The sequence below is a fragment of the Aquitalea pelogenes genome (assembly GCF_001515305.1).
Lineage (GTDB): Bacteria > Pseudomonadota > Gammaproteobacteria > Burkholderiales > Chromobacteriaceae > Aquitalea > Aquitalea pelogenes.
The window spans coordinates 1-20,046 of the sequence record NZ_LNQV01000034.1 but is presented as its reverse complement, the minus strand read 5'-3'; the positions used below and the strand labels follow the sequence as shown (position 1 = coordinate 20,046).

20 protein-coding genes, 1 pseudogene and 2 riboswitches are annotated in these 20,046 nt (G+C 60.5%); of the genes and pseudogenes, 8 read left to right on the top strand and 13 right to left on the bottom strand.

Features of this window, described 5'->3' with window-relative positions; genetic code table 11:
* Positions 1-4: 4 nt before the first annotated feature.
* The 4 genes from AWT75_RS14415 to AWT75_RS14400 all read right to left on the bottom strand — a co-directional run bounded on the left by AWT75_RS14415 (position 5) and on the right by AWT75_RS14400 (position 2,793).
* Positions 5-964 carry a beta-ketoacyl-ACP synthase III gene (locus AWT75_RS14415; protein WP_045846171.1) on the bottom strand — a complete coding sequence of 320 codons (960 nt, stop codon included), beginning with the start codon at positions 962-964 and terminating at the stop codon, positions 5-7.
* Between the two features lie 7 nt (positions 965-971).
* Positions 972-2,009 (bottom strand): phosphate acyltransferase PlsX, encoded by a 1,038-nt coding sequence (gene plsX / locus AWT75_RS14410; RefSeq protein WP_062789793.1) that lies wholly within the window; start codon positions 2,007-2,009, stop codon positions 972-974.
* A 68-nt stretch (positions 2,010-2,077) separates the two neighbouring features.
* Positions 2,078-2,257 carry a 50S ribosomal protein L32 gene (gene rpmF, locus AWT75_RS14405; protein ID WP_045846169.1) on the bottom strand — a complete coding sequence of 60 codons (180 nt, stop codon included), beginning with the start codon at positions 2,255-2,257 and terminating at the stop codon, positions 2,078-2,080.
* A gap of 35 nt (positions 2,258-2,292) precedes the next feature.
* A complete protein-coding gene (locus tag AWT75_RS14400) occupies positions 2,293-2,793 on the bottom strand; it encodes a YceD family protein (RefSeq protein ID WP_045846168.1) in 501 nt (166 codons plus the stop codon).
* Positions 2,794-2,852: 59 nt separating this feature from the next.
* Between AWT75_RS14400 and AWT75_RS14395 the strand changes: the two genes are divergently transcribed.
* The 3 genes from AWT75_RS14395 to pncB are packed head-to-tail and all read left to right on the top strand — an operon-like array spanning position 2,853 to position 5,373.
* Positions 2,853-3,431, top strand: a complete 579-nt coding sequence (locus tag AWT75_RS14395; RefSeq protein WP_062789791.1) for a Maf family protein — start codon at positions 2,853-2,855, stop codon at positions 3,429-3,431.
* A complete protein-coding gene (locus tag AWT75_RS14390; protein ID WP_062789789.1) occupies positions 3,431-4,135 on the top strand; it encodes an SAM-dependent methyltransferase in 705 nt (234 codons plus the stop codon). Before AWT75_RS14395 ends, AWT75_RS14390 begins: the two co-directional genes overlap by 1 nt.
* A 20-nt stretch (positions 4,136-4,155) precedes the next feature.
* On the top strand, positions 4,156-5,373 hold the full coding sequence (pncB, locus tag AWT75_RS14385; protein WP_045846278.1) for a nicotinate phosphoribosyltransferase: 1,218 nt from the start codon (positions 4,156-4,158) through the stop codon (positions 5,371-5,373).
* Here pncB and AWT75_RS23025 read toward each other — a convergent pair.
* Positions 5,359-5,766, bottom strand: coding sequence for a DUF2520 domain-containing protein (locus tag AWT75_RS23025; protein ID WP_239689606.1), 408 nt, complete (start codon positions 5,764-5,766; stop codon positions 5,359-5,361). The genes pncB and AWT75_RS23025 overlap by 15 nt on opposite strands.
* On the bottom strand, positions 5,679-6,212 hold the full coding sequence (locus AWT75_RS23020; RefSeq protein WP_239689605.1) for a hypothetical protein: 534 nt from the start codon (positions 6,210-6,212) through the stop codon (positions 5,679-5,681). The genes AWT75_RS23025 and AWT75_RS23020 overlap by 88 nt, the downstream gene beginning before the upstream one ends.
* 111 nt (positions 6,213-6,323) lie before the next feature.
* On the opposite strand from AWT75_RS23020, the gene AWT75_RS14375 reads away from it, so the two are divergent.
* The 4 genes from AWT75_RS14375 (at position 6,324) to AWT75_RS14365 (ending at position 8,433) form a co-directional block, all read left to right on the top strand.
* Positions 6,324-6,896 carry a LemA family protein gene (locus tag AWT75_RS14375; RefSeq protein ID WP_045846164.1) on the top strand — a complete coding sequence of 191 codons (573 nt, stop codon included), beginning with the start codon at positions 6,324-6,326 and terminating at the stop codon, positions 6,894-6,896.
* 3 nt (positions 6,897-6,899) lie between these two features.
* On the top strand, positions 6,900-7,043 hold the full coding sequence (locus AWT75_RS23015) for a hypothetical protein (RefSeq protein WP_239689604.1): 144 nt from the start codon (positions 6,900-6,902) through the stop codon (positions 7,041-7,043).
* On the top strand, positions 7,025-7,849 hold the full coding sequence (locus AWT75_RS14370) for an EF-hand domain-containing protein (protein ID WP_239689603.1): 825 nt from the start codon (positions 7,025-7,027) through the stop codon (positions 7,847-7,849). Before AWT75_RS23015 ends, AWT75_RS14370 begins: the two co-directional genes overlap by 19 nt.
* Positions 7,850-7,974: 125 nt before the next feature.
* Positions 7,975-8,433: a BLUF domain-containing protein gene (locus AWT75_RS14365; protein ID WP_052693880.1), complete on the top strand. Its 459-nt coding sequence runs from the start codon at positions 7,975-7,977 to the stop codon at positions 8,431-8,433.
* 58 nt (positions 8,434-8,491) lie between these two features.
* Here AWT75_RS14365 and AWT75_RS14360 read toward each other — a convergent pair whose 3' ends face one another.
* Both AWT75_RS14360 and AWT75_RS14355 read right to left on the bottom strand, forming a co-directional pair.
* Positions 8,492-9,769: an O-acetylhomoserine aminocarboxypropyltransferase/cysteine synthase family protein gene (locus tag AWT75_RS14360; RefSeq protein ID WP_062789787.1), complete on the bottom strand. Its 1,278-nt coding sequence runs from the start codon at positions 9,767-9,769 to the stop codon at positions 8,492-8,494.
* Between the two features lie 166 nt (positions 9,770-9,935).
* Positions 9,936-10,553 (bottom strand): TetR/AcrR family transcriptional regulator, encoded by a 618-nt coding sequence (locus tag AWT75_RS14355; protein ID WP_420835426.1) that lies wholly within the window; start codon positions 10,551-10,553, stop codon positions 9,936-9,938.
* On the opposite strand from AWT75_RS14355, the gene AWT75_RS23010 reads away from it, so the two are divergent.
* On the top strand, positions 10,467-10,802 hold the full coding sequence (locus tag AWT75_RS23010; RefSeq protein WP_062789783.1) for a hypothetical protein: 336 nt from the start codon (positions 10,467-10,469) through the stop codon (positions 10,800-10,802). The genes AWT75_RS14355 and AWT75_RS23010 overlap by 87 nt on opposite strands.
* Before the next feature lie 13 nt (positions 10,803-10,815).
* Here AWT75_RS23010 and AWT75_RS14345 read toward each other — a convergent pair whose 3' ends face one another.
* The 5 genes and pseudogenes from AWT75_RS14345 to gcvT form a co-directional block, all read right to left on the bottom strand.
* Positions 10,816-12,399, bottom strand: coding sequence for an ABC transporter substrate-binding protein (locus AWT75_RS14345; protein WP_062789853.1), 1,584 nt, complete (start codon positions 12,397-12,399; stop codon positions 10,816-10,818).
* 106 nt (positions 12,400-12,505) lie between these two features.
* On the bottom strand, positions 12,506-14,536 hold the full coding sequence (locus tag AWT75_RS14340; protein ID WP_239689602.1) for a putative bifunctional diguanylate cyclase/phosphodiesterase: 2,031 nt from the start codon (positions 14,534-14,536) through the stop codon (positions 12,506-12,508).
* A gap of 493 nt (positions 14,537-15,029) precedes the next feature.
* A pseudogene (gene gcvP, locus AWT75_RS14335) lies at positions 15,030-17,881 on the bottom strand (aminomethyl-transferring glycine dehydrogenase).
* Between the two features lie 85 nt (positions 17,882-17,966).
* The gene (gene gcvH / locus AWT75_RS14330) at positions 17,967-18,353 is read right to left on the bottom strand and encodes a glycine cleavage system protein GcvH (protein ID WP_062789780.1); all 387 of its coding nucleotides are present in this window, start codon (positions 18,351-18,353) and stop codon (positions 17,967-17,969) included.
* 92 nt (positions 18,354-18,445) lie between these two features.
* On the bottom strand, positions 18,446-19,534 hold the full coding sequence (gene gcvT, locus AWT75_RS14325) for a glycine cleavage system aminomethyltransferase GcvT (protein WP_062789778.1): 1,089 nt from the start codon (positions 19,532-19,534) through the stop codon (positions 18,446-18,448).
* Between the two features lie 41 nt (positions 19,535-19,575).
* A riboswitch (glycine riboswitch) is annotated at positions 19,576-19,682 on the bottom strand.
* Between the two features lie 10 nt (positions 19,683-19,692).
* Positions 19,693-19,785, bottom strand: a riboswitch (glycine riboswitch).
* Between the last annotated feature and the right edge of the window lie 261 nt (positions 19,786-20,046).

The window sequence follows — 20,046 nt, the reverse complement described above, 5'->3', positions numbered from 1 at the left end:
AGAATCAGTACTTCAGCAGCACGGCACCCCAGGCAAAACCACCGCCAATGCCTTCCAGCAGGATGGTCTGACCGCGCTGGATGCGGCCATCACGCACTGCATGATCCAGCGCCAGCGGAATGGAGGCAGCCGAGGTATTGCCCTGTTGCGGCAATGTCACGATCACCCGCTCCATCGACATGCCCAGATGCTTGGCCGTGGATTCGATAATGCGCAAATTGGCCTGATGCGGCACCAGCCAGTCGACTTGTGTCTTGTCGACACCGGCTTCGGCCAGCGTGGTGCTGGCGATGTCGGACAGTGCCTTGACGGCAAACTTGAACACCGCCGGGCCGTCCATGTGCAAGAAGGGAATGCCCTGGATCTTGCCGCCGGAAATCTGTGCCGGGGTATTCAGGATGTCCTTGTAGCGGCCATCAGAGGCCAGCTTGGCATGCAGGATGCCCGGTTCTTCCGAGGCACCCAGTACCACGGCACCGGCACCGTCACCAAACAGCACGCAGGTGCGGCGGTCTTCCCAGTCCATCACGCGCGACATCACTTCGGCGCCGACAACCAGCACCTTGCTGGCCATGCCGCCCTTGATGTAGTTGTGCGCGGTGGTGAGGGCAAACATGAAGCCTGCGCAAACCGCCTGCACATCGAATGCGGCACAGCCATGAATACCCAGCTTTTCCTGCAACAGGCAGGCGGTGCTGGGGAAAATCATGTCAGGCGTGGTGGTGGCGACGATGATCAGATCGATCTCGGTCTTGTCGATGCCAGCGCTCTGGATGGCAGCTTCTGCTGCCTTCAGCGCCAGATCGCTGGTGGTTTCTTCATCGGACACGATGTGGCGGGCATGGATGCCAGTGCGCGAGACAATCCACTCGTCACTGGTTTCCACGCGCTCGGCCAGCATCGCATTCGTGAGCACATTGGATGGCAGATAGCTGCCAGTGCCTAGAATGCGGGAATGGGCCATGTATTAATCAGTTCGCTTCCGGCTCGGCTTGCTTGAGATTGTTTAATTGGTGTGCAACCCGGTCGGTGATATGACCAATCACGTCGGAGCCGGCTTCCTCGCAAGCCTGTTCCAGCGCGAAACGGAATCCAACGGCATCGGTTCCACCGTGACTTTTCACCACGATGCCACGCAGGCCCAGCAAGCTGGCACCGTTGTAACGACGGGGGTCGACACGTTTGCGGAACTGATTGAGCACCGGCATGGCTGCCAGCGCACACAGGCGGGTCCACCAGTTGCGGGTGAATTCCTGCCGCAGGAAAGAAGAAATCATGTGCGCCAGCCCCTCAGCCGACTTGAGCGCCACATTTCCAGTAAAACCGTCGCAGACTACCACATCTACCGTGCCTTTGTAGACGTCGTTGCCCTCGACATTACCGATGAAGTTCAGCTCGGACTGACGCAGGTATTCGCCGGCGCGCTTGACGCTGTCGTTACCCTTGATGTCTTCCGAACCGATATTGAGCAGTCCGACGCGCGGATTGGCATTGCCGGTAATGCTGGAAACCAGCTCCGAACCCATGATGCCGAACTGCATGAGTTGTTCTGGCGTGCAATCGACGTTGGCGCCCAGGTCCAGCATGCAGGTGCTGCCCTTGACGGACGGCATCATCTTGGCGATGGCCGGTCGTTCGATGCCCGGAATGGTTTTGAGGACAAAGCGTGCGGTTGCCATCAGTGCGCCGGTATTGCCGGCAGACACGGCGGCTTGCGCCTCGCCTTCCTTCACCAGATTGATTGCCACCCGCATGGACGAATCTTTCTTGTTCTTCAGGGCGAGCTGCGGCGACTCGTCCATGCCTACCACCTGGGTGGCGTGCTGGATACGGACGCGCGAACGCGCAACACCCGGATGACGGGACAATTCAGCCTCGATGGCTGCCTGGTCTCCGACAAGAATCAGATTGGTGTTGGGATGGTCTTGCAGGAATTGGATCGATGCTGGGACGGTGACCTTGAGGCCAACGTCACCGCCCATTGCATCAACCGCGACGGTGATAGTCATCAACGTGTACGGTAGTGAAACCTACCTGTTTTTATACAAACGGTAAGTATTGGGTGAGAAAGGACGAATTATTCGCCTTTGGTGGCAACAACCTTGCGACCACGGTAGAAGCCGTTCGGGCTGATGTGGTGACGCAGGTGGGTTTCACCGGTCGTCGGCTCTTTGGCCAGCGACGGAGCGGTCAGAAAATCGTGGGCACGATGCATGCCGCGCTTGGACGGGGACTTTTTGTTCTGTTGAACAGCCATGTTCGACTCCTAGGAAAATCGCGTGTATTGATAACTCAAGACTTGGAGATCTTCAACGTGGCCAGCACCGCAAACGGATTGGGCTTGTCAGCCTTGGCACGTGTCAGAGCTTCCGAACCGCATTCGTCGTGTTTCGTCGAGTGCGGCAAGCCCATGATGATTTCGTCTTCGATCATTGCCACCACATCAAGCTCTTCCGGCGCGAGAATGGCATCCAGCGTTTCGTCCAGCTCGCAGGCTTCATCCAGCTTTTCCTGCCGGGTGAACAAGGTAACCACCGAATCGGTACTCACCTCGAACGGCATCACTTCCAGGCAACGCTGGCAGCTTACCGCAACACTGGCTTTCACCTGCAGGCGCAGGGAAAGGCGGGACGAGCCATCGCGAAAACCTTCCAGGGTGTATTCCACCGTACCGGAGGTATCGGACAGGTCGCTGTGCACACGCTCGTCCAGGGTGCTGACGGGCAATTTGCCGGTCAGAACGCGGCCCTCACGGGCGAACTTGAGCGGGTCGATCAAAATCGGGTTAGACATAAACCCAGCATGATATAATCCGCCTCCCTGATTTGTCAAAATAATCAAGCAATACCACCATGCAGATCATCCTGGCTTCCACCTCCCGCTACCGGCAGGAAATCATCGCCCGCCTCGGGCTGCCCTTCACCGCCGTGCCGCCCGTCTGCGACGAAACCCCGCTGCCGGGTGAAAGTGCACTGGACACTGCCGTCCGCCTGGCACGCACCAAGGCCCAGTCGCTGGCGGCCGACTACCCGAATGCACTGATCATCGGCTCCGACCAGGTCGCCCTGCTCGATGGCCAGCAAATCGGCAAACCCGGCTCGTTTGAAAACGGCGTAGCCATGCTGCAGTGGATGAGCGGTCGCACCGTGGTGTTTCATTCGGCGTTGGCACTATACAACACCGCCAGCGAACGCTTGCAGGAAACCGTGGGCATTACCCGCGTGACCTTGCGTCAGCTGACCGAACAGCAAATCCGCAATTACCTGACGCGCGAGCCGGATGCCCTGCACTGCGCAGGTAGCGCCAAGAGCGAAGGCCTGGGTGGTGCGCTGCTGGAAAAAGTGGAGTCGGACGACCCGAACGCCCTGATCGGGGTACCACTGTTCCGACTCATCAGCATGTTGAACGCCGAAGGCGTGGAGATTCTGTAATGGCCGGCACCCTGTTTCTGATTCCCGCCCCGCTGGGCGACGAAAGCATTGCCTGGCTGCCTGCCAGCGAAGCGGCCAAGGTGCTGCATATCCGCCACTTTGTGGTGGAAGCGGAAAAAACCGCGCGCAAGCACCTCAAGGCGCTGGGCGTCAGCACGCCCATTCGCGAGCTGGCGATGAGCACGCTCAACGAACACACCAAGCCAGCCGATGTCACCGCCCTGCTTGCGCCGCTGCTGGCGGGTGAAGACGTGGGCCTGATCTCCGAAGCCGGCTGCCCGGCGGTAGCCGACCCCGGCGCGCAACTGGTGGCACTGGCGCACGAGCGCGGCATCCGCGTGGCACCGCTGATCGGCCCTTCTTCCATTTTGCTGGCGCTGATGGCCTCCGGGGCCAATGGCCAGTGCTTTGCCTTCCACGGCTACCTGCCGGTGGATGCGGCGGAAAAGGCCAAAGTGGTGAAGGAGCTGGAACAACGCTCGCGCCAGCGCAACGAAACCCAGGTGTTCATCGAAACACCCTACCGCAACAATGCGCTGCTGCAGCAATTGCGTGAGACACTGGCCCCCGCTACACGGCTGGCGGTAGCCTGCGACCTGACCTTGCCGACGGAAACCATCGTCAGCCGCCTGGTGAAGGACTGGCCACAAGACGCGCCGGACTTCCACAAACGCCCGGCCATTTTCATCCTGCACGCTGCCTGAAAGCCCACACCATGCCCAAGCTGCCGCCGCTGATCCATTCCCTGCTGGATACCGACCTGTACAAATTCACCATGCTTCAGGCCATCCTGCATCAGTTTCCGGCAGCTTACGGGCAGTATGCCTTCCGCTGCCGTAACCAGCCGGATTACCCGCTGTCACAATTGCACAAGGAGCTGGAAGCCCAACTGGACTGGTTGTGCCAGCTACAGTTCACTCAGCCGGAGCTGGCCTATCTGCGCAGCTTGCGCTTCATCAAGAGTGATTTTGTCGATTATCTGGAACTGTTCCACCTGCAGCGCCGCTTCATCCGGGTGGAATGCGATGGCGATGCGCTGAACATTCATATCGAAGGACCGCTGGTACAGGCGATGTTCTTCGAGATTTTCGTGCTGGCCATCGTCAACGAGCTGTACTTCCGCCGTCTGGACACGCCGCAGGTACGTGAGGAAGGCCAGCGGCGGCTGGATGAGAAAATTGCCACCCTGCTGCGCTTCGAGGCAGAAGAAAGCGCCAGCCAGCGCTTTCCGCTGCTGATTTCCGACTTCGGCACCCGTCGCCGCTTCAGCCGTGAATGGCAGCAGCAAGTGGTGGAGCAGCTCAATGCCGCCCTGCCCAAGATTTTCCGTGGCACCAGCAATGTCTGGCTGGCATGGAAGCTGGGCATCACCCCCATCGGCACCATGGCGCATGAGTTCTTTCAGGCCTTCCAGGCATTGGGCGTGCGGCTGCGTGATTTTCAGAACGCAGCCCTGGAGGCCTGGGTGCAGGAATACCGCGGCGACCTGGGCATCGCGCTCACCGACGTGGTGTGCATGGATGCCTTTCTGGCGGATTTCGACTTGTACTTTGCCAAGCTGTTCGACGGCCTGCGTCACGACAGTGGCGACCCGGTGGAATGGGCGGACAAGGCAATTGCCCATTACCGCAAACTGCGCATCGACCCGGCCACCAAGATGCTCACCTTCAGCGACGGCCTGAGCGTGGACAAGGCACTGGAACTGCACCGCCGCTACAGCCCGCACATTCAGGTGAGCTTTGGCATTGGCACCCACTTCACCAATGACATGGGGCTGGAGCCGCTGCAAATCGTGCTGAAACTGGTGAGCTGCAATGGCCAGCCGGTGGCCAAGTTATCCGACAGCCCGGGCAAGACCATGTGCAGCGATGCCACCTTCCTTGCCTATCTGCGCCAGGTATTCAAGGTGGCAGCACCAGAAGCCGATTCAGTCGCGCAATAAGGCCAGCAGCGTCTGCCGCGCCTCCTCAGGCAGACGCGCCCCCGCCAGTGCTACCGTGCGCTCGCCCAGCACCCGATAGGCGGGCTGCAATTCCAGCGGCAATACCACCAGATGACGCGCTACCGTCGCAGCATCACCACGCACGATGGGCCCGGTCAGCGCCTGCTGCGGCCCCATGCTCAGCGCATTGGCCAGACTGCCCTGCATCAACGGCCCGAGCAAGGCGGGCAACAGCGCCTCATCCACACCACCCTGCCGTGCCAGCTGACGGGCGATATCGGTCAGCGTGACCAGATAATTGGAGGCTACCGACAAAGCCGCGTGATAGGCCGCCTTGCCACCCGGTGCCAGCGCAAACGGCCGTGCGCCAATGGCCGCGGCAAAGTCCTGCAACGGCGGCAGCGCTGCGCATCGCCTTCCAGCGCGCACAAGGTGGCGGCAAATTGCATCACTGCCCGTGCCGGGTCGGCAAAGGAAAACGCGGGATGCAGGCTGGCCACATGCGCCCCCACTGCACGCAAGGGTGCCAGTATTTCCGCCTCTGCCGCGCCACTGGCATGAAACACCACCGCTCCGGGCTGCACCCGCCCACTATCAGCCAGCGCCTGTGCCGTGGCGGCAATGGCATCGTCCGGCACGGACAGCAAGGTCAGCGCTGCTGGCTGCACCTGTGCCAGCTGGCTGCATGCCCGGCCTGCGCCGATAAAATCCACCGCTGCCTGCGCCGATGCCGCGCTGCGGGCCACGCAGTCCTGTACCCGGTACTGGCCGCTTTGCGCCGCCAGGCGACCCAGCGTACGTCCCAGTTTTCCAGCTCCAATGATGTTGAGCAGCTGCATTCCCCATCCTCTTTCTTGACACTGCTGGCAGCATGTCTGACGATGCCGCTAGAATAATCCTGCTTAACAGTATTTTACCTGCCACCACGGCACCCTCGGGGAGTCCCCTCCATGAAGCTGGTGATTTTCTTTGGCGTGATCGCCATTGTCCTGCTGTATTTCATCACCCTGTACAACGCGCTGGTCAACCTCAAGCATGCCGTTGCCCGCAGCTGGGCCAATATCGACGTGCTGCTCAAGCAGCGCCATGACGAACTGCCCAAGCTGGTGGAGGTATGCAAGCAATACGCCCAGTTCGAACAGCAAACCCTCAGCCGGGTGATGGAGGCGCGCTCGGCCGTGGCCCAGTACGCCCAAAGTCGCAATATGGAAGGGCTGGGGCACGAGGAAGGCAAGCTGCGCGGGCTGATCGGCCAGGTGCTGGCCGTGGCGGAAGCCTACCCGGAACTGAAGGCAGACCAGCAATTCTCTCATCTGGCCGAGCGCATCAGCCAGCTGGAAGACACCATTGCCGATCGGCGCGAGCTGTATAACGATGCCGTCAACCTCAACAATGTACGCATCGAGCAATTCCCCGATGTGCTCATCGCCCGCCTGTTCAACTTCCAGCCCGCCCGCGCCTTGCAGTTCAGCGTCGCCGAAAAGCGGGATGTTGATCTGGCCCAGCTGTTCCGCCAGGGTTGAATCATGCAGCAGTGGTTGAGCTGGCAGTGGACGCGCAATGGCTGGATGGCCTTTGGCCTTTACCTGCTGCTGGGCTTTGCCGGCCTGAAACTGGGACTGCCGGTTTTCGCCAACTGCTGCTGCCTGCCATGCTGCTCTGCGGGCTGATCGGCTGGTGGCTCAATTACCGGCGTTACCGGCTGATTGCCGACACGCCCACCGCACGCGCAGCAACAGCCGCACTGGGCCATGTGGAACTCTATGGCGTGGCCGCCAACCATGAGCGTGCCGTCAACTACAGCCCCTATTCCGGCCGCCGCTGCGTGTGGTACCGCTGCTGGCGCTATCACAATGACCGGCGCAGCGCCCTGTCCGGCCGTACGCTAGACCCGCTGACGCTGGACAGCGGCAGCCTGCTGTCCGTACCGGAGTGCAGCGATCAGTCTTTTGTGCTGCAGGATGGCAAGCAGGCGGTGATCATCCACCCGGAAGGTGCCGAGGTGCAGCCGCCACACCGCGAGAGCTGGCAGGAAGGCAATGAAACGCTGGTGGAAGAATGGATAGATGAAGGCGACCCGCTCTACGTACTGGGCCAGTTGAGCAGCCACGGTGGCGTGCGACCCGACCAGCAGGCATTCCGCCAGGATGTGGGCGCAAAGCTGAGCGAATGGAAACAGGACCAGCCGGCCTTGCTGCGCCGTTTTGATCTGGACGGCAGCGGGCAGATCAGCGAACAGGAATGGCAGCTGGTACGTGCCGCTGCCGAGCGTGAGGTACGCCAGTTACACCAGCAGCTGGCCAGCACCCCGCCCACCTTGCATGTACGCAAGCCGGATGACGGCAAGCCCTATCTGATCAACACCCTCACGCCGCAAGGCGTGGCCGTGAGTTATCGCTGGCGCGCCTGGCTGCACGCACTGGCGGCACTGCTGAGCTTCCTGCTCTGGCTGCATCTGGGCGCGGCCGGCGGCTGAAATTTGGCCACACAAGCGGGCAAGGTGCATGACAAGGCAATTCCACCTATCATGGAGCCAGCCGGGTCCGCACCATGACACCGGCCATCATCACCACAAGAGCGCTCCAGCGCCAGGAGACTGCAATGATCCGCCTGATTTACTCCAGCGCCCTTAATCCGGCCTATTCACCGCAATCCCTGCTGGGGCTGCTGGCCGGTTATCGTGCCCGCAACCAGCGCCTGGGCATCAACAGCCTGCTGTTGCTGATGAACAAGGATTTCCTGCAAATGCTGGAGGGCGAGGAAGCCGCAGTGGATGAGCTGTACGATTTCATTCAGCGCGACAAGCACCATCTGCAACTGACCCTGCTGTCACGCGAAACCGTCAGCTACCCCAGTTTTCCCGGCCAGCCACTGGTATTCATCGATACCGAAGAGCTGGCGCGCAAACTGGGCCACCCGGTACACCTGAGCAATATCGCCCCGCATGGCGAGCTGGACCACGCCGAGCGCGCCAAGCGCTTTGTGCAGGAGTTCATCAACGGCAAGTGGCATCACCACCTGGCCAACGGCCTGAACCCGCAGGTGGTACACCGCCGCTAGTTCCACCACATTGAAAAAGGCTGCCATCCGGCAGCCTTTTTGCATCAACAAAGCACCTTTACAGGGCCGCTGCTTTCAGCGCCTGATCCACATCAGCCAGAATGTCGTCGATGTGCTCGATGCCGATGGACAGGCGAATCAGCTCCGGTCGCACCCCGGCCTTGAGCTGCTCTTCCGGCGACAGCTGGCGGTGGGTGGTGGACGCCGGGTGGCAAGCCAGGCTCTTGGCATCGCCGATATTCACCAGACGGGTCACCAGTTGCAGTGCATCGATGAAACGGCCACCGGCCTCGATGCCACCCTTGATGCCGAAGGACAGGATGCCCGAAGCGCGACCACCCATGTATTTGTCCACCAGCGCCTTGCTGGGGCTGGAAGGCAGGGCGGCGTATTCCACCCACTCCACCGCCGGATGGGCTTGTAGGCGCTCGGCCACCTTCAGCGCATTGTCGCAAATGCGGTCCAGGCGCAAGGCCAGGGTTTCGATGCCTTGCAGGATCAGGAAGGCATTGAACGGCGAAATGGCGGCGCCCATATTGCGCAGCGGCACCACGCGGGCACGGGCGATATAGGCCGCCGGGCCCAGTGCCTCGACGTAATTCACGCCGTGGTAGCTGACATCCGGCGTATTCAGGCGCACAAAGCGTTCTTTATGCTCGCCCCAGGGGAATTTGCCGGAATCGACAATGATGCCGCCAATGCTGGTGCCGTGGCCGCCCAGGTATTTGGTGAGGCTGTGCACCACGATATCCGCGCCATGCTCGAAGGGGCGGCACAGGTACGGCGAGGGCACGGTATTGTCGACAATCAGCGGCAGGCCATGCTTGTGCGCTTCCTGAGCAAAGGCGGCAAAGTCCACCACATTGCCCAGCGGGTTGCCCACCGACTCGCAGAACACCGCCTTGGTCTTGCCATCCACCAGCTTGCTGATGGAGGCCGGGTCCTTGTAGTCGATAAAGCGCACTTCGATGCCCAGTTGCGGGAAGGTGTGGGCAAACAGGTTATAAGTACCGCCATACAGCGTGCTGGTGGCAATGATGTTGTCACCAGCCTCCGCGATGGTCTGGATGGCATAGCTGATGGCCGCCATGCCAGATGCCACCGCCAGTGCACCAATGCCACCTTCCAGCGCAGCTACGCGCTTTTCCAGCACATCGGTAGTGGGGTTCATGATGCGGGTATAGATATTACCCTGCACTTTCAGGTCGAACAGGTCGGCACCGTGCTGGGTGCTGTCAAAGGCATAGCTGGTGGTCTGATACAGCGGCACCGCCACCGCCTTGGTGGTCGGGTCCGGGCTGTAGCCGCCGTGCACGGCCAGGGTTTCCAGTTTCATCTTCTTCTCTCCTGTGGCTTTACGCCTGTTGCATATCGGCCTAACCATACCGTCAGCAGGGGAAGAAGCCAAGCCGGATTTCCTGCAAAGCTTATGAAAAATCCGGCACAAAATGACAAATGGCCAGTCAGCGACTGGCCATGCAATGCGGCAAGGAAAAGATGGCTTATACCGCCGGCAGCGCACCATGTACCGGCGCCATGCCGGCCAGCACGCGCTCGAAAGGCTGGCGGAAACGGCTGGACACATAAGGTGCCAGGAAATACAGCAGGCTCAGGCAACCCTCACGCGCCACGGTCTGTGCTTCCTGCGGACATTTGGCAATGTCGGGACGGGCAATCCAGCCGGTTTGCAACAGCTGGAAATTACGCGCGAGAAAACCGATCTGCACGTCGTCACCTTCCAGCATGCCCTGATCGCGCAGCTTGAAAAACAGCTTTTCCACGCCACGGCTGATCAGCCCGGCTTCGATCTTGCTGTAGCTTTCCTGCAAGGACTGGTTGACCGAAAACAGGCTGGAAATGCTTTGCGGAATGAAACGGAAGGTCCACAAATGGCGCAATACCTTCTCCAGCAGGGACACCAGCCCTTCCACCGAGGCAGTCACACTCAGCTCGCCCGCGGCATTGAGATAATCGGCCATACCCTTGGAGTAGCGCCGGTACAGCTCGTTGATGATGTCTTCCTTGCAGGCAAAGTGGTAGTACAGATTGCCGGTGCTGATATTCAGATAGCGCGCAATGTGATTGGTGGTGACGCTGCGCTCGCCCTGCTGGTTGAACAGCTGCAGGCTGGCTTCGACAATGCGGTCAAAGGTTGGACTTTGCTTTCTTTACGGCTCATGGCAGGTTCTTCCCGGTGCGCGGAACCCCGGGACAGACTGTTCCCGGCACCCGCTGCGTCTGTGATCGACAAACACCGGCACATGATACCGCAAGGAGTCCCGGGCAGCACGGCGATTGCCATGGGCAGCCGCTTGGCGATGCAAAAAGGCAGCACAAGGCTGCCTTTTGCATCGGACTTAACGGCTTAGCCGGCTTGAGTGCTTACTGCACATTCACCGCAGCAAAGTTGACGCGGCCAAAGGGGTTGGCGGCGTAGCCGCTCACCTCCTTGCGCTCCAGCACATAGGCCGTGGGGTGGGCCAGCGGCAGCCACAAGGCCTGATCGCTGATCAGCTTTTGCGCCTGCAGGTACAGCTTGCTGCGCTGGGCAAAATCGCTGGTTTTCTTTCCGTCGCTAATCAGCTTGTCCAGCTTCGGGTCGCAATAGCGGGCAAAGTTGGTGCCGGACTGCACGGCGGCGCAGGAGAACTGCGGGGTGAGGAAGTTGTCCGGGTCGCCATTATCCCCGGCCCAGCCCATGAACAGCAGGTCGTGCTCGCCCGCCTTGCCGCGCTTGATCAGCTCGCCCCACTCGATCACCTTGATCTGCGCCCGGATACCTACCTTGGCCAGATCTGCCTGCAACAGCTCGGCGCCGGCCTTGGGGTTGGGGTTGAGCGTGCTGCCGCTGGGGCGTACCCACAGCGTGGTGTCAAAGCCGTTGGGGTAGCCAGCCTGGGCCAGCAGTTTTTTTGCGCGTGCCAGGTCTTGCGGATACGGCTTCACGCTCTTGTTATAGCTCCAGGTATTGGGCGGATACGGCAGCGTGGCGGCTGTAGCCGTGCCATCAAACACGGTCTTCAGATAGGTGTTCTTGTCAAAGGCCAGATTCACTGCCTGGCGCACCAGCGCATTGTCAAAAGGCTTGTGCTGGCTGTTGATGGCGACAAAGGCGGTCATGAAGGCCGGTGTGGACAGTACGCGGATCTTGCTGTCGCCCTGCACCGCCAGCACGTCTTGCGGTTTTGCTGACAAGGCCAGCTGGCACTCTCCTGCCTTCAGCTTTTGTACCCGCACGGTGGCATCCGGCGTGATGGCGTAGATCAGTGCCGATACCTTGGGTTTACCACCCCAGTAAGCCAGATTGGGCTGATAACGCACCACGCTGTCCTTCTGGAAGCTGCGGAACACGAAGGGACCGGTGCCGATGGGCTTGCTGTTGAGCTCAGCCTGTTTGCCGGCAGCCTGCAACTGGGCGGCGTATTCGGCCGAGTAAATGGAGGCAAAGCCCATGCTCAGCGTGGACAGGAAAGTGGATTCCGGATAGTTCAGGTCAAAGCGCACGGTGTTGTCGTCCACCTTGCTGACCGACTTGATCAGCTTGGGCAATTGCATGGACTGGGCATGCGGGTAGCCGTTGGCCGCGGTCTTGTACCAGGGGTGGTCCGGGTTGAGCATGCGCTCGAAGCTGAATACCACGTCGTCGGCATTGAGCTTGCGGCTGGGCTTGAAGTAATCGGTGCTGTGGAAGGCCACGCCCGGACGCAGCTTGAAAGTGTAGCTGAGGCCATCGGCGCTGACCTGCCAGCTGCTGGCCAGGCCAGGCTGCAATTTGTGAGCGGACGCATCGTATTCCACCAGCCGGTTCATCAGCACATCGGCCGAGGCATTGGTGGTCACCAGCGAGTTGTACTGCACCACGTCAAAGCCTTCCGGATTGGCATCGGTACAGACAGTCAGGGGTTTGGCCGCCAGCGCCAGCGGGCTGGCCAGCATCAGGGCTGGTAACAGGGTGCGTAGGTTCATCTTGGTCTCCGTGCGGGGGAAGGCCGTCATCATGCGGGGCCCCGGCTGGACATCAGCTTAAGGGAAGATGCGGCAAATTTGAATGACGCATTCCCGCTAAGCTTATTCAGACTGCGCTTCGTGGCGGCTCTTCACCATGCTCCAGCAATTCGTTGAAGTGGCGCAATGACAGCGGGCGACTGCACAGATAGCCCTGATATTGCTGGCAGCCTTGTTCGCGCAGCCAGTGCAACTGGGCATGGGTTTCCACTCCTTCGGCCACCATGGCCAGCTTGAGGATGCGGCACAGGCTGGTGATCAGCTCCGGAATGGCCGAGCTTTGCGGCAGGCCGGAAATGAAGGAGCGATCAATCTTCAGGGTGTTGAGCGGATAGTTTTGCAGATACGCGAGGTTGGAATAGCCGGTACCGAAATCGTCGATGGCAATGGCAAAACCCATGGCCTGCAAGGCGGCCAGCGTGTTCATGGTGTGCGGGTCGTGCGCCAGCAGCAGGGACTCGGTGATTTCCAGCTCGATACTGGCGGCCGGGCAGCCGCTTTGCTGCAGGATCTGTTGCAGGGTGGCAGGCAGCTCCGGGTCGGCAAACTGGCTGGCCGACAGGTTGACCGATACCTGCAAGTTCCGCCCCTGTCGATGCCAGTTCGCCAGCTGGGAGGCCACCTGTGCCAGGATTTGCCGGTCCAGTTCGCGTATCAGGCCGCTTTCCTCACTGGCGGGGATGAAGCTGTCAGGAAATAACAGGCCGCGTTCCGGATGTCGCCAGCGCGCCAGCGCTTCAGCCCCGACAATGCGGCCGCTGAAGCAATCCACGCGAGGCTGGTAGAAGGCTTCGAATTCGCCATTTTCCAGGCCGCGGCGGATTTCGTACTCCAGCGCCAGGCGCGATCGGGCACGGGCATCCATGGATTCGTCGTAAAACTGGACGCCATTGCGCCCGGCTTCCTTGGCGCTGTACATGGCCAGGTCGGCATGGCGCATATGGCTTTGCACATCCTCGGCCCCGTCGGCGCACAGGCTGATGCCCACCGAGGCGGTCAGCTGTACTTCCTGCCCGTGCAGCCACAAGGGGCGACCCAGGCTTTCCACGATGGCTGCGGCCAGGCTGGCAGCCAGCTCCTTGACCTGCGGAGCGCACAGCAGCAACAGGAATTCGTCGCCACCCTGCCTGGCCAGTTGCTGGCCGGCACACAGCAGTTGTTTCAGGCGCTCGCTCATCTGCACCAGCAGCAAGTCGCCAAAGCCGTGACCCAGGCTGTCATTGATGTTCTTGAAGCGGTCCAGGTCGATGCACAACAAGGCCACTTCCAGATTTTGCGCACGGGCCTGCTGCAACAAGGCCGGGTAATGCTGCTGGACGAAATTGCGATTGGGCAGCCCGGTGAGGATATCGTGCATGGCCAGATAGCTGGCGCGCGCCTCGGCCTCTTTCAGCTCGCTGACATCCATTTCGCTGACCAGCACTGCAGGCTGGCCGGATGCCGCATCGCGGCAATGGCGTGCCGATACTTCATGCCAGCGCTCCCCCTGCCGGGTCAGCACCCTGGCCACCAAGCGACCCTTGCCATGTGCCCGCAGCTGTTGTTGCAACGCGGCCAGATCGGCCGGGTCGACAAAACGCGTCTGCCAGCACTCTGCCGGGTCCAGCACCTGCTCACGTGCACTGGGATTGCGATACAGCGCCTTGCCATCGGCCTGATACAGGGTGATGAATACCGGCGAATGCAACAGGGCTTCCGCACTGCGCAGGGTGTCCGGGTCGGCCTGCAACTCACCCAGCGCCTCGCACAGCATCAGCATGCGTCCCTGATGGCGTATTCCGCTGAACATCACCTTCAGGCTGCGCGGATGACCGTTGGGATAGAGCGTCCAGGTTTCGGAAAACATCATGTCATGGCTGATGAAGTCACTCTGGTACTGCTGCAAACGGCGTGCCACGGAGTCGGACATGTCCTGCCCCATGTCACGGCTGCACAATTCATCCAGGCTGGCAGCCTCCCACACCTGCAAGGCAGGAGGGTTGGCCCAGTACACGCGCCGGGCTTCAATATCGAATACCCATACCGGATGGCGCAGCCTGTCGAGCAAGGCAAAGCGCGCCATGCTTTCCTCGGTAAACGGTACTCCATCATGCGGCATATCGCGTTCCAACCTGCTCTTGCATCCTGAATGGTGAATCCATGACAACAAGCATTTCGTCATGTGCAATGAATAAGAGAGTCATTCTAGCAATCATCCAGCCTTTTTAAACCATAAACTTAAAATAAATCTCATTTCTTTAATACCTGCCCATATTTTAAGCAACAGGTGGTTAACGCCTACCCGCCATGACGGGTGGACAAGCAGTCAGCTGGCGCCAGAAAAATAAAAAAGCCCCCGTAAAAACGGGGGCTTACAGATGATTTCCACCTCATCTCGCTTTCTGATAAAGAAGGCGAGGCTCCCTTGCAGGGCAAGGGCGGGGGAATTGGGAATAGACAGGAAGGCTGCGGAAGCGATAACTCAATCGAAAGGCCCGGCTTTGCCGGGCCCTGGAAAATCGTACCAAATGACCTTGCCTGCGGCCTGAAAGCCCCCGAAAAACGGGGGCTTATGGCGGTGGGACCCAGACAGGCCCCACGCATGGGCTGACTTACATGTAGCTGTCGGTGCTGGGGCAGCTGCACACCAGGTTGCGGTCGCCGTATACGTCGTCGATACGGTTCACGCTCGGCCAGAACTTGTTTTCCAGCACATAAGGCAGCGGGAACAGGCCGGTTTCGCGGCTGTACGGACGGTCCCAGTCGCCAGCGATGTCAGCCTTGCTGTGCGGTGCATTGCGCAGCGGGTTGTTGTCCGCCGGCCATGTGCCGTTCTGCACCTGGTCGATTTCCTGACGGATGGCGGTCATGGCGGCAATGAAGCGGTCCAGTTCGGCCTTGGGTTCGGATTCGGTCGGCTCGATCATCAGCGTGCCCGGTACCGGGAAGCTCATGGTCGGAGCGTGGAAGCCGTAGTCCATCAGGCGCTTGGCCACGTCCACCTCGGTCACGCCGCTGGCAGCCTTGAGCGGGCGCAGGTCGATGATGCACTCGTGCGCCACACGGCCATTGGCACCGGTATACAGCACCGGGAAATGCTCACCCAGCTTCTTGGCCATGTAGTTGGCGGACAAGAGTGCGTTTTCGGTGGCAGCCTTCATGCCCTCGGCACCCATCATGCGGATATACATGAAGGAGATGGGCAGGATGGAAGCCGAGCCGAACGGCGCAGCGGACACCGCAGTCTGACCGGCAACCGCACCCGGCACGTCAGCCACCACGTGGTTGGCCATGAACGGGGCCAGATGGGCTTTCAGGCCGATGGGGCCCATGCCCGGGCCGCCACCGCCGTGCGGGATGCAGAAGGTCTTGTGCAGGTTCATGTGCGACACGTCGGCACCGATGTCCGCCGGACGGCACAGGCCCACCTGGGCGTTCAGGTTGGCACCGTCCATGTACACCTGGCCACCATGGCTGTGGATGATGTCGCAGATTTCGCGGATCGGCTGTTCGAACACACCGTGGGTGGACGGGTAGGTAATCATCAGCGCCGCCAGGTTGGCCGAATGCTGCTCCGCCTTGGCCTTGAGGTCGGCCACGTCGACGTTGCCGGATTCGTCACACTTCACCACCACTACCTGCATGTTCATCATCTGCGCGGTGGCCGGGTTGGTACCGTGGGCCGATTGCGGAATCAGGCAGATATTGCGCTGCGCTTCGCCACGCGCTTCGTGGTAACGGCTGATGGCCAGCAGGCCGGCATACTCGCCCTGCGCACCCGAGTTGGGCTGCATGGAAATGGCGTCAAAACCAGTGATGGCTTTCAGCTGGGTTTGCAGGTCGTCGATCAGTTGCAGGTAACCGGCAGCCTGATCACGCGGGGCAAACGGGTGCATATTGGCGAATTCCGGCCAGGTGATGGGAATCATCTCGCTGGTGGCATTCAGCTTCATGGTGCAGCTGCCCAGCGAAATCATCGAGTGATTCATCGCCAGGTCGCGGTTTTCCAGCTTCTTCAGGTAGCGCAGCATCTCGTGCTCGCTGTGGTGGGTGTTGAACACCGGGTGGGTGAAGAAGGCGGATTCGCGCTTGAGGCCGGCCGGGATGGCATCGGCAGCGGCGGCATCCAGCGCGGCGATGTCGGCATCCTTGCCGGTAAACAGCTGGATCAGCGTGGCCAGATCAGCCTCGGTAGCCGCTTCGTGGAAGGCCACGCCCAGCACGGTGGCAGACACGCGACGCAGGTTGTAACCGGCAGCCAGGGCGGCGGCGTAGATGGCGTCGGCATTGGCCGCTTCCACCTGTACCGTATCGTAGAAGCGGTCGAATACCAGCTTGCCACCGGCACTCTTCACCGCATGGGCGAAGATGGCAGCCAGACGGTGGATGCGGCTGGCAATGCGCTTGACGCCTTCCGCACCGTGGTACACCGCGTACATGCCGGCGATATTGGCCAGCAGTACCTGGCTGGTACAGATATTGGAGTTGGCCTTTTCGCGGCGGATGTGCTGCTCGCGGGTTTGCAGCGCCATGCGCAGCGCGGTCTTGCCCTTGGCATCCACCGACACACCGATGATGCGGCCCGGTGCCGAGCGCTTCATTTCATCCTTGAAGGCAAAGTAGGCCGCGTGCGGGCCACCATAGCCCATCGGCACGCCAAAGCGCTGGGTGTTGCCGATGGCCACATCGGCACCCATTTCGGCCGGCGACTTCAGTGCCACCAGCGCCATGATGTCGGCAGCCACCACGGCCACACCACCCTTGGCCTTGACGGCGGCAATGTACGGCGTCAGGTCGATCAGGTCACCCGCTTCGCCCGGATACTGGAACAGCGCACCAAAGTAGTCGCCATTGCCAGCCTCTTCCGGGTGGCCGGAAACCAGCTCGAAACCGAAGTACTTGGCACGGGTCTTCATCACGTCCAGGGTTTGCGGCAGCACGCGGCTGTCGACAAAGAACTGTTCGGACTTGCTCTTGGATACACGGCGCGCCATGGCCATGGCTTCGGCGGCGGCGGTGGCTTCGTCCAGCAGCGAGGCATTGGCCATTTCCAGACCGGTCAGGTCCATCACCATTTGCTGGTAGTTGAGCAAGGCTTCCAGACGACCCTGGGCGATTTCAGCCTGATACGGGGTGTAAGCGGTGTACCAGCCCGGGTTTTCCAGCACATTGCGCAGGATGACGGTGGGGGTCAGCACCGGGTAGTAACCCAGGCCGATGAAAGACTTGTTGACGATGTTGCGGCTGGCCACATCTTTCAGCGCGGCCAGGGCTTCGGCTTCCGGCACCGGGGACGCAGGTCCAGCGCACGGTTCAGGCGGATGTCGGCCGGCAGGGTCTGGGCAACCAGATCGTCCAGCGAGGCGGCACCGATTTCGGCCAGCATTTCGCTGCGTTCTGCATCGGAGGGCCCGATATGGCGGGCAATGAATTCGCTACGGTTAAACAGGGAAGCAAGAGTCATGGTGGGTGTCCGGTAATGAAGAGCTGTGCCTGAAACTGAAAAAGCCCCGCGATGGTGTGCATCACGAGGCTTTGACAGCGTGCAATCAGGCGCCGATTTCCTTGGCGTAGCCAGCGGCATCCAGCAGGCTGTCCAGATCTGCGGCATTGGCCGGCTTGATCTTGAAGAACCAGCCAGCGCCATAGGGCTCGCTGTTGGCCAGCTCGGGAGCGGCTTCCAGTTCGGCGTTCACTTCCAGCACTTCACCGGCGATCGGGGCGTATACATCGGAAGCGGCTTTTACCGATTCCACCACGCCAGCTTGCTCTTCAGCAGCCAGGTTGGCACCCACTTTCGGCAGCTCGACGAACACGATGTCGCCCAGCAGCTCTTGTGCATGTTCGGTAATGCCCACGGTAACGGAACCGTCGGCTTCCAGACGCAGCCATTCGTGGCTGGCAACGTATTTCAGTTCGGCAGGGATATTGCTCATGGATTGAATCTCCTCGGATTGATTGAACCGTTACGGGAGCGGGAAACCGCCAGCCAGCGCCAAGGGCTGGCTAGCTGTATTCCGGCTCGCTGTTATTCGAAAACTTTCTTGCCGTTGCGCACGAACGGCATCTTCACCACGCGGACAGCGGTGAGCGTACCACGCAAATCCACCTGTGCGTCGGCACCGGTTGCGGCCGGTACGCGGGCGATGGCGATGGAGTGCTTGAGGGTGGGCGAGAAGGTGCCGCTGGTGATGATGCCCTCACCCACGCCTTCCACTACCACTTTCTGGCCTTCACGCAGCACGCCACGGCCTTCCAGCACCAGGCCCACCTGCTTCATCGGCACACCGGCGGCCTTCTGGGCTTCCAGTGCCTTGCGGCCGATAAAGTCACGGCTGGCCGGTTCCCAGGCAATGGTCCAGCCCATGCCGGCCTGCAGCGGAGATACGGTTTCGTCCATGTCGTGGCCGTACAGGTTCATGCCGGCTTCCAGACGCAGGGTGTCGCGTGCGCCCAGGCCGATGGGGGCCACGCCGGCCTCTACCAGCTGATTGAAGAAGTTGATGGCTTCGCCGGCCGGAATCATGATTTCCAGACCGTCTTCACCGGTGTAGCCGGTTCGGGCAAAGAACCAGTCGCCTGCAGGCAAGCCCTGGAATACCTTGAGTGATTGAATGGCGTCGGCCAGTTGCGGCTTTACCGCACAGACCTTGGCAATGGCATTGGGGCCTTGCACGGCCAGCATGGCCAGGTCGCGACGTACATTGAGGGAGACATCAAAACCGGCCTTGTGGCTCTCCATCCAGGCCAGGTCTTTATCAGTGGTACCGGCATTCACCACCATGCGGTAGCCGTAGGAAGTCAGGTAGACAATCAGGTCGTCCACCACGGTGCCGTCTTCGGTCAGCATGCCGGAGTACAGCGCCTTGCCTTCAAAGCCCAGCTTGGCCACGTCGTTGGCAATCAGCTGTTGCAGCCAGGCCTTGGCATCGCTGCCGGTGATGTCGATCACGGTCATGTGGGACACATCGAACATGCCGGCGTCGCTGCGCACGATCTCATGTTCCTTCAGCTGGGAGCCGTAATGGATGGGCATTTCCCAACCGGCGAAATCAACCATCTTGGCGCCGGCGGCGACATGAGCGTCAAACAGGGGGGTACGTTTCGGGGCCGTCATCTGTGCGTCCTTGCAAAGGGGGTGTTTTGCCTGTCTTGGTACAACACCCCTCTGTCCTGACACCTGAGATTTTCCGGCGGGCATTTTCAGCCGCCGTTAGCCCCTTCGGTGGCTGCCTTCATGGGCAGCGCTCTCCAGAGTAAAGCAGATACGTGATATCCGATGATGCAGTCCTTTTGCCTGAGCGATTGCGGGTGCGCTTGCGCCTTCGGCGGTGGCCGCGATTGGCCACTCTCTCCTGCATGATGGGGGCGATTATCGTTGCAGATAAAGACAAAGGCAAGCCAAGAATATCTTCACGCGAAGTGATCTATCCTGTTGTTTTTGCATTATTTTCGTAATCGAAAAAATACGAATAATTCCTTGTCACAATTTATTCATTATTGATCAGACATAACAAAAGGGCTGCCGCAGCAGCCCTTGTTGATCCACATCTCACCTGCCCTTCAGCCGACGTCGCAACGCCGCCGCAGGTGTTGCAGCGCCCTGCCTCAGTACCACTCGATACCGCT

Coding starts and splice junctions, on each gene's coding strand:
- AWT75_RS14395 (WP_062789791.1), top strand. CDS start 2,853: ATGCAGATCATCCTGGCTTCCACCTCCCGCTACCGGCAGGAAATCATC.
- gcvT (WP_062789778.1), bottom strand. CDS start 19,534: ATGACGGCCCCGAAACGTACCCCCCTGTTTGACGCTCATGTCGCCGCC.
- rpmF (WP_045846169.1), bottom strand. CDS start 2,257: ATGGCTGTTCAACAGAACAAAAAGTCCCCGTCCAAGCGCGGCATGCAT.
- AWT75_RS14375 (WP_045846164.1), top strand. CDS start 6,324: ATGAAGCTGGTGATTTTCTTTGGCGTGATCGCCATTGTCCTGCTGTAT.
- AWT75_RS23015 (WP_239689604.1), top strand. CDS start 6,900: ATGCAGCAGTGGTTGAGCTGGCAGTGGACGCGCAATGGCTGGATGGCC.
- AWT75_RS14365 (WP_052693880.1), top strand. CDS start 7,975: ATGATCCGCCTGATTTACTCCAGCGCCCTTAATCCGGCCTATTCACCG.
- gcvH (WP_062789780.1), bottom strand. CDS start 18,353: ATGAGCAATATCCCTGCCGAACTGAAATACGTTGCCAGCCACGAATGG.
- plsX (WP_062789793.1), bottom strand. CDS start 2,009: ATGACTATCACCGTCGCGGTTGATGCAATGGGCGGTGACGTTGGCCTC.
- AWT75_RS14360 (WP_062789787.1), bottom strand. CDS start 9,769: ATGAAACTGGAAACCCTGGCCGTGCACGGCGGCTACAGCCCGGACCCG.
- AWT75_RS14390 (WP_062789789.1), top strand. CDS start 3,431: ATGGCCGGCACCCTGTTTCTGATTCCCGCCCCGCTGGGCGACGAAAGC.
- AWT75_RS14345 (WP_062789853.1), bottom strand. CDS start 12,399: ATGAACCTACGCACCCTGTTACCAGCCCTGATGCTGGCCAGCCCGCTG.
- AWT75_RS14340 (WP_239689602.1), bottom strand. CDS start 14,536: ATGCCGCATGATGGAGTACCGTTTACCGAGGAAAGCATGGCGCGCTTT.
- AWT75_RS14370 (WP_239689603.1), top strand. CDS start 7,025: ATGCTGCTCTGCGGGCTGATCGGCTGGTGGCTCAATTACCGGCGTTAC.
- AWT75_RS23020 (WP_239689605.1), bottom strand. CDS start 6,212: ATGCAGCTGCTCAACATCATTGGAGCTGGAAAACTGGGACGTACGCTG.
- AWT75_RS14415 (WP_045846171.1), bottom strand. CDS start 964: ATGGCCCATTCCCGCATTCTAGGCACTGGCAGCTATCTGCCATCCAAT.
- AWT75_RS14400 (WP_045846168.1), bottom strand. CDS start 2,793: ATGTCTAACCCGATTTTGATCGACCCGCTCAAGTTCGCCCGTGAGGGC.